The sequence below is a fragment of the Actinoallomurus acaciae genome, assembly GCF_042429965.1.
GTDB classification, from domain to species: domain Bacteria; phylum Actinomycetota; class Actinomycetes; order Streptosporangiales; family Streptosporangiaceae; genus Actinoallomurus; species Actinoallomurus acaciae.
This window is the reverse complement of record NZ_JBHLZP010000756.1, coordinates 1-5,837: the sequence shown is the minus strand read 5'-3', so window position 1 is coordinate 5,837 and position 5,837 is coordinate 1. Positions and strand designations below refer to the sequence as shown.

Below are 5,837 nucleotides of genomic sequence, written 5' to 3'. Positions count from 1 at the left end.
CGCCCGTCGTGGCCGGTCGCGGCGGGCCGGTCGGCGTCGTGATTCTTTCAGAGGGCGCGGCGCAGCCGTACCCGATCCGGCTTTCCGCCGCCGTCGGCGACGACGGGCGGATCCGCCTCGCCTGCCCGGTGCTGTTCGACGGCTGCGACGGCCGTACTCGTCAGGCCACCGCCGCACGGCGGCTCGGCGTCGCCGATGCGGCAGCCATGCGGTGGCCCCGGGCGGCGGCGGCTGCGCCCCGACCTGACCAGCGCCAGTCCTGGACGGGACCGGTTCGTCACCAGCGGCCTCGGCGTACGAGCTGACCTTTCCCACTGCGACCGGCCCGTCCACAACGCCACGAACTACCCACCCGCGACCGCCTCACCCGCCCGACCGCCTGGCTTCGCGACCACCACCCCACCGACTCACGGACGCCTCCGACCCGCGCACCCGGTCGGCTCGTCTCCGCTCCCGCCCACTCCGGCGGCCGTCTCGGGTGCGATCGGCCTCGCCTCACCCGCCCAGCGAGCGGTGCGGGATTTTCGCCTCCGGCCATCCCGTTCCGCAGCACGCCGAACACAGGAGTACGCTCCGATATAAGAGTCGACTTTCAAAAGGAGGCGGGGTGTCATGATGACCTCAGGGATGCGGCGTTGGTGGGCGGTCGGGGCGATGGTGCTCGCGGTGCTGGCGGTCGGGTTCGACGTGACGATCCTCAGCCTGGCGCTGCCGGCCCTCGCGACCGGGCTTGATGCCTCCACCTCCCAGCTCCAGTGGTTCGTCGCCGCGTACACGCTGGTGTTCGCCGCCGCGATGATCCCGGGCGGCATGCTCGGTGACCGCTTCGGCCGCAAGAAGATGCTGGTCACCGCTCTGATCGTCTTCGGCGTCAGTTCCCTCGCGGCGGCGTACGCGCCCTCGGCCGGGGCGTTCATCGCCGCGCGTGCCGTGCTGGGGCTCGGCGGGGCGGTGATCCTGCCGATGGTGCTCGGCGTCGTGCCGACTCTGTTCGACGCCCGGGAACGGCGGCGGGCGATCGCCATGGTGATGGCCGCGGCCATGGTCGGCTATCCCATCGGGCCGATCCTCGGCGGGTGGCTGCTCGGCCACTTCTGGTGGGGGTCGGTCTTCCTCATCAACGTGCCCGTCGTCGTGCTGGCGGTGGCCGCCGTCCTCGCGTGGCTGCCCGAGTCGCGTGCGGCGCGGACCCGGCGGCTCGACCTGCCCGGCATCGCGACCTCCAGCGCCGCCCTCGCCGCTCTCACGTTCGGCGTGATCCAGGCCGGGCAGTACGGCTGGGGCGATGCGACGTCCGTCGTGCCGCTCGCCGGCGGCGCCGTGCTGGTCGCCGCCTTCGTACTGTGCGAGCGCCGGACCGGCGAACCGCTGGTCGACCTGCGGCTGTTCCGCGAGACGGGGTTCACGGTCGGCACGCTGCTCAGCACGGCGGTGAACTTCGTCATGTTCGGGGTCCTCTTCGCGGTGCCGCAGTACTTCCAGGCGGTCCTCGGCACCGACGCGATGGGCGGCGGGATACGGCTCCTCCCGCTGATCGGCGGGATGCTCGCGAGCGCGGTGGTGGCCGACCGGTTCGCGGCGCGGGCGGGCGCGCGGGGCTCGGTCTGTCTCGGGTTCGTGCTGCTGGCCGGCGCGATGTTCGGCGGCGCCACGGCGGCCGCGGTCGGCGGGCACGGCCTGGCCGCCGCCTGGACGACCGTCGCGGGCCTCGGGCTCGGCCTCGTGATGCCGGTCGCCATGGACGCCGCCATCGGCACTCTGGACGAGGAGCGGAGCGGCGTGGGCTCGGCGGTCATCCAGGCCGTGCGCATGGTCGGCGGCAGTTTCGGCGCGGCGATCCTGGGTTCGGTGCTCAACGCCGGTTACCGCGGGCGCCTGGACCTCACCGGGCTCGCCCCGGCCGCGGCGCGGGCCGTACGCGAGGGCGTCTACGGCGGGCTGGAGGTGGCGCACCGCACCGGACGGGACGCGCTCGCCGTGCAGGTACGCGGGGCGTACACCCACGGCATGGACCTCGTGCTCGTCGTCTCCGCCGTCCTCGGCCTGCTGTGCGCGCTGGGCGCCCTGCTCCTGCCGTCGCGGCGTGCCGGCCGGGTTGGGCCGACCGGCGCCGAACGGCCACAATCGGACCATGAGGCAGCCGTCTGAGGCCACGGGGCTACGGGAACGCAAGAAGGCACGGACCCGGGCCGCGATCCAGGAGCACGCCATACGTCTGTTCCGCGCGCAGGGCTATGAGGCCACCACCGTGGAGCAGGTCGCCGAGGCGGCCGAGGTCTCCGCCAGCACGGTCTTCCGCTACTTCCCGACCAAGGAGGACCTGGTCGTCACCGACGACTACGACCCGTTGCTGATCGCCGCCTTCGCCGCTCAGCCCGCCGGGCTGAGCCCGATCCAGGTGCTGCGGACCGCCATGCGGTTGACGCTGAGCGACATGCCGTCCGCCGAGCTCGCCCTCCATCGTGAGCGCATCATGCTCGCGATGTCCGTGCCGGCGCTCTGGGGTGCCAGCCTCCGCAACCTCACCGACGCCCTGCGGATGGTGGCCGAGATGGTGGCCGCGCGGGAGGAGCTCCCGGTGGATCACCCGGCGGTCCGTACGTTCAGCGGCGCGGTGCTGGGGTTGTTCATCGACGTGATGTTCCACTGGACGCGGGAGCCGGACATGGATCTCGGCGCCGAGCTGGACCGCTCGCTCGCCCACCTCGAGGCCGGCCTGCCGTTCCCGCCGAAGAGCGGGTGACGAACGGAACGGGCCCGGCGCGGGAGGCGCCGGGCCCGTGCGATCAATCGTGCGGTCAGAAGGCTCCGGTGCCGTTCGGCGTGCCGAGGCCGGTCGGACCGTCCCAGCCGCTCCGCGCGGTGCAGAGCTGTGCGGTCGAGCAGGAGCCGTTCGACCCGGACGTCACGTCGAACAGGGCGTCCGGGTGGGCGTACGGCGTGTTGTTGTCGACGTCGGAGGCGTTGCCGGCGAGACCGTACACGCCCGCGATGACCGGTGCGGCGACGCTGGTGCCGCCGAAGACCATCCAGCCGCTCTGTCCCTGGTAGGCGGTGCTGTCGTAGACGGCGACGCCGGTGGCCGGGTCGGCCACCGCGGAGACGTCGGCGACGGCACGCCCGGAGCAGCCGGTGTCGGCGTCCGCCTGGCCCGCCAGCGCCGGGTTCTGGTCCGAGCAGCCGCTGCCCGCACCGTCCCACGCGGTCTCGTCCCAGCCGCGGCTGTTGCTCGCGGACTTCAGTGAGGTGCCGCCGACCGCGGTGACGTACTGGGAGGACGCCGGGTACTCCACGCCGTAGCCGGAGTCACCCGAGCTGACCGTCATCGCGACGCCGGGGTGGTTGTAGTAGGAGCCGTAGTCGTCATCGGAGGCGTCCGAGCCGCCGTAGCTGTTGCTGACGACGTTCGCGAGTCCGGCGGCCGTGTTCACCGCCGCGCCGAGGTCGGCGAAGGACGCGGAGTCCGCCTCGACCAGGACGATCTTGCAGTTCGGGCAGGTCGCGGAGACCATGTCGAGGTCCAGGGAGATCTCCTGAGCCCAACCGCCGTCCGTGGCGGGATAGGACGTCCCGCCGTTCTGGTCGACCTTCTTGAAACAACCGTTCGCGGTCGTGCACGCCGACAGCCCGTACTGGCTGCGGTAGACGCCGAGGTCGGCCTCTGCGGTCGGAGCGTCGTAGGCGTCCACGATCGCGACCGTCTGGCCGGAACCGGCGTCGGAGGACGGCAGCTTGTAGGCGCCCTGCAGGTCCGCCGGGGCGAGCCCGGAGGGGGCGGCGGCCTTCTCTTGTAGCGACTTCGCGCTCTTGGCGATGTCGCTGCGGACGAGCGCCGTGCAACTCGCCCGTCCCTTGTGCGCGGTGGCGCACGCGTGGTGGTAGGGCACGGCCGCCTGGGCCGGCGCGGTGAGGAAGGGGACCAGGGCGAGGATCAGTCCGCCCAGCACGGTCCCGGTGATACGTCGTCGCATGTGCTCTCCTTCTAAGAGCGAGCGGGGGGTACGACGCGACGATCTTTACACGCCCCTTATCACCGACAAAAGGGACTAATTGACAATTAGTGCTGTCAACATCTTCCAGCTCCAACGGGAACGGCCGTACGCGGCCCTCCGAAGAGGGCCACGTACGGCCTGGTCAAGCGGTATGTCAGAAGCCGCCGACCCCATTCGGCGTGCCGAGCCCGGTGGGCCCGTCATAGCCGGTTCCGGCCGTGCACAGATACGTGCCGCCACAACTTCCGTTGGAGCCGGAAGTGACGTCGAACAGCGACGAGGTGTGCGCGTAGGGATAGGACCCGTAGTTCGTCGATCCGGTGTTGCCCGCCAGCGCGTACACGCTCGCGATGATCGGCGAGGACGCGCTCGTGCCGCCGACGGCGGCCCAGCCGTCCAGGCCCTGTACGAGCCCGAGCGAGATCAGCACGTCGCAGAAGGAGCTGGTCCCGCAGCTGTTGTAGGTGTCGTAGACGCCGACGCCGGTGGACGGGTCGGCGACCGCCGAGACGTCGGCGACCGTGCGCTTGGCGCAGGCGGTGTCGTGCTGCCACGACGGCTTGGGCTCGTACGCCGAGCAGCCCGACCCGGCACCCGACCAGGCCGTCTCGGTCCAGCCGCGCGCGTTGTCCGCCTTGTTCAGCGTCGTGCCGCCCACCGCGGTGACGTACTGCGACGAGGCCGGCCAGCTGACGCCGTAACCGGAGTCGCCGGAGCTCGCCGTGACCGCGATGCCGGGGTGGTCGAAGTGAGTGTCCGCGGCGAGGATCGACGAGTCCTCCGCGCCGCCGTAGCTGTTGGAGATGGCCACGACGCCGCTCGTGGCGGCGGCGGTGTCCACCGCGGCGCCGAGCGACGCGTCGGTCGGCTCATCGGCCTCGACCAGCAGGATGTGGCAGCCGGGGCAGATCGCCGAGACCATGTCCAGGTCTAGGCTGATCTCCTCCGCCCAGCCGTAGTCGGCGGTGGGCAGCGGCGAGGCGTTGCCGTTCTGGTTGACCTTCTTGAAACAGCCGTTCGCGGTCGTGCAGGCCGACAGCCCGAGCTGGGACCGGTAGTGGGCCAGATCGGCCTCGGCGTTCGGGTCGTCCTGCGCGTCCACGATCGCGACCGTACGGCCGGCGCCGCTCAGGCCGGCCACCTTGTACGCCGACTGCAGGTCGGCCGGAAGCAACCCGGTCGGGCTGGTCACGGTCAGCGGCGCGATCTTCCCGTTGCTCGCGCGGTGCGCGCGGACGCGTCCGAAACAGTGCAGTTGCCCGGCGCTCGTCGCCGAGGCGCACCCGAATCCGACACTGAGCTTCGACGCGCTCGTGGCGGCGTCGGCGGAGGAGACGGAGGACAGAGTAAGGGCCGTTGTGATGATGACCGTGAGGATGGCGGCGAGTCTTCGGCGGGGGTTCAAATCCGACCTCCTGTACGGGGCTGACTCTCTATACCGAACGCGGCATCCGCGTTGCGGTCATATATCCGCAAAGCCCTTAAGTAAGGCGAAACTAACCCATACACGCGAAAGGTCCTACGACTCTGGCCGGAAGCGGAAAGCTCCATCACGGCCACGGGCGGCGACGACCGCCTCGTACGGTCCGCGCGGACGGCGCGAGAAGCTCACGTGGTCGACGCGCGCCCTCGACCGTCGTCGTCTACTCCCGCAAGAACCGCCCGCCGATGCGCTCCACCAGGCGGAAGGGGTCATCGCCGCCCAGGCGGGCCAGCCGTCGCATCGCCGCGGGCGACAGGCGCGACAGGGCGTACGCGCCCCAGGCGCCCGCGGTGACCGGCACCAGCGGGCGGTCGCGTTCGATGGCCCGTACGATCGCCCTCGCGGCGGCCTCCGGGCCCGGC

General features: G+C 71.5%; 6 protein-coding genes. 3 read left to right on the top strand and 3 right to left on the bottom strand.

Translation table 11 applies throughout. The annotated features are described in order from the left end of the window. From ACFFNX_RS46455 to ACFFNX_RS46445, 3 genes are all read left to right on the top strand, one after another. The coding region (locus tag ACFFNX_RS46455; RefSeq protein WP_378212755.1) for a hypothetical protein at positions 1 to 305 on the top strand (305 nt) is incomplete at its 5' end. 307 nt (positions 306 to 612) lie between these two features. Then, complete coding sequence (locus ACFFNX_RS46450) at positions 613 to 2,148, top strand: DHA2 family efflux MFS transporter permease subunit (protein ID WP_378212754.1); 1,536 nt, start codon at positions 613 to 615, stop codon at positions 2,146 to 2,148. After that, positions 2,132 to 2,743: an acyl-CoA-like ligand-binding transcription factor gene (locus ACFFNX_RS46445; protein WP_378212752.1), complete on the top strand. Its 612-nt coding sequence runs from the start codon at positions 2,132 to 2,134 to the stop codon at positions 2,741 to 2,743. The genes ACFFNX_RS46450 and ACFFNX_RS46445 overlap by 17 nt, the downstream gene beginning before the upstream one ends. 55 nt (positions 2,744 to 2,798) lie before the next feature. On the opposite strand, the gene ACFFNX_RS46440 is transcribed toward ACFFNX_RS46445, so the two are convergent. The 3 genes from ACFFNX_RS46440 to ACFFNX_RS46430 form a co-directional block, all read right to left on the bottom strand. Then, complete coding sequence (locus ACFFNX_RS46440) at positions 2,799 to 3,971, bottom strand: S53 family peptidase (protein ID WP_378212751.1); 1,173 nt, start codon at positions 3,969 to 3,971, stop codon at positions 2,799 to 2,801. Between the two features lie 175 nt (positions 3,972 to 4,146). After that, positions 4,147 to 5,397: a S53 family peptidase gene (locus ACFFNX_RS46435; protein WP_378212750.1), complete on the bottom strand. Its 1,251-nt coding sequence runs from the start codon at positions 5,395 to 5,397 to the stop codon at positions 4,147 to 4,149. 238 nt (positions 5,398 to 5,635) lie between these two features. After that, on the bottom strand, positions 5,636 to 5,837 hold a 202-nt coding region (locus ACFFNX_RS46430; RefSeq protein WP_378212749.1), incomplete at its 5' end, for a hypothetical protein.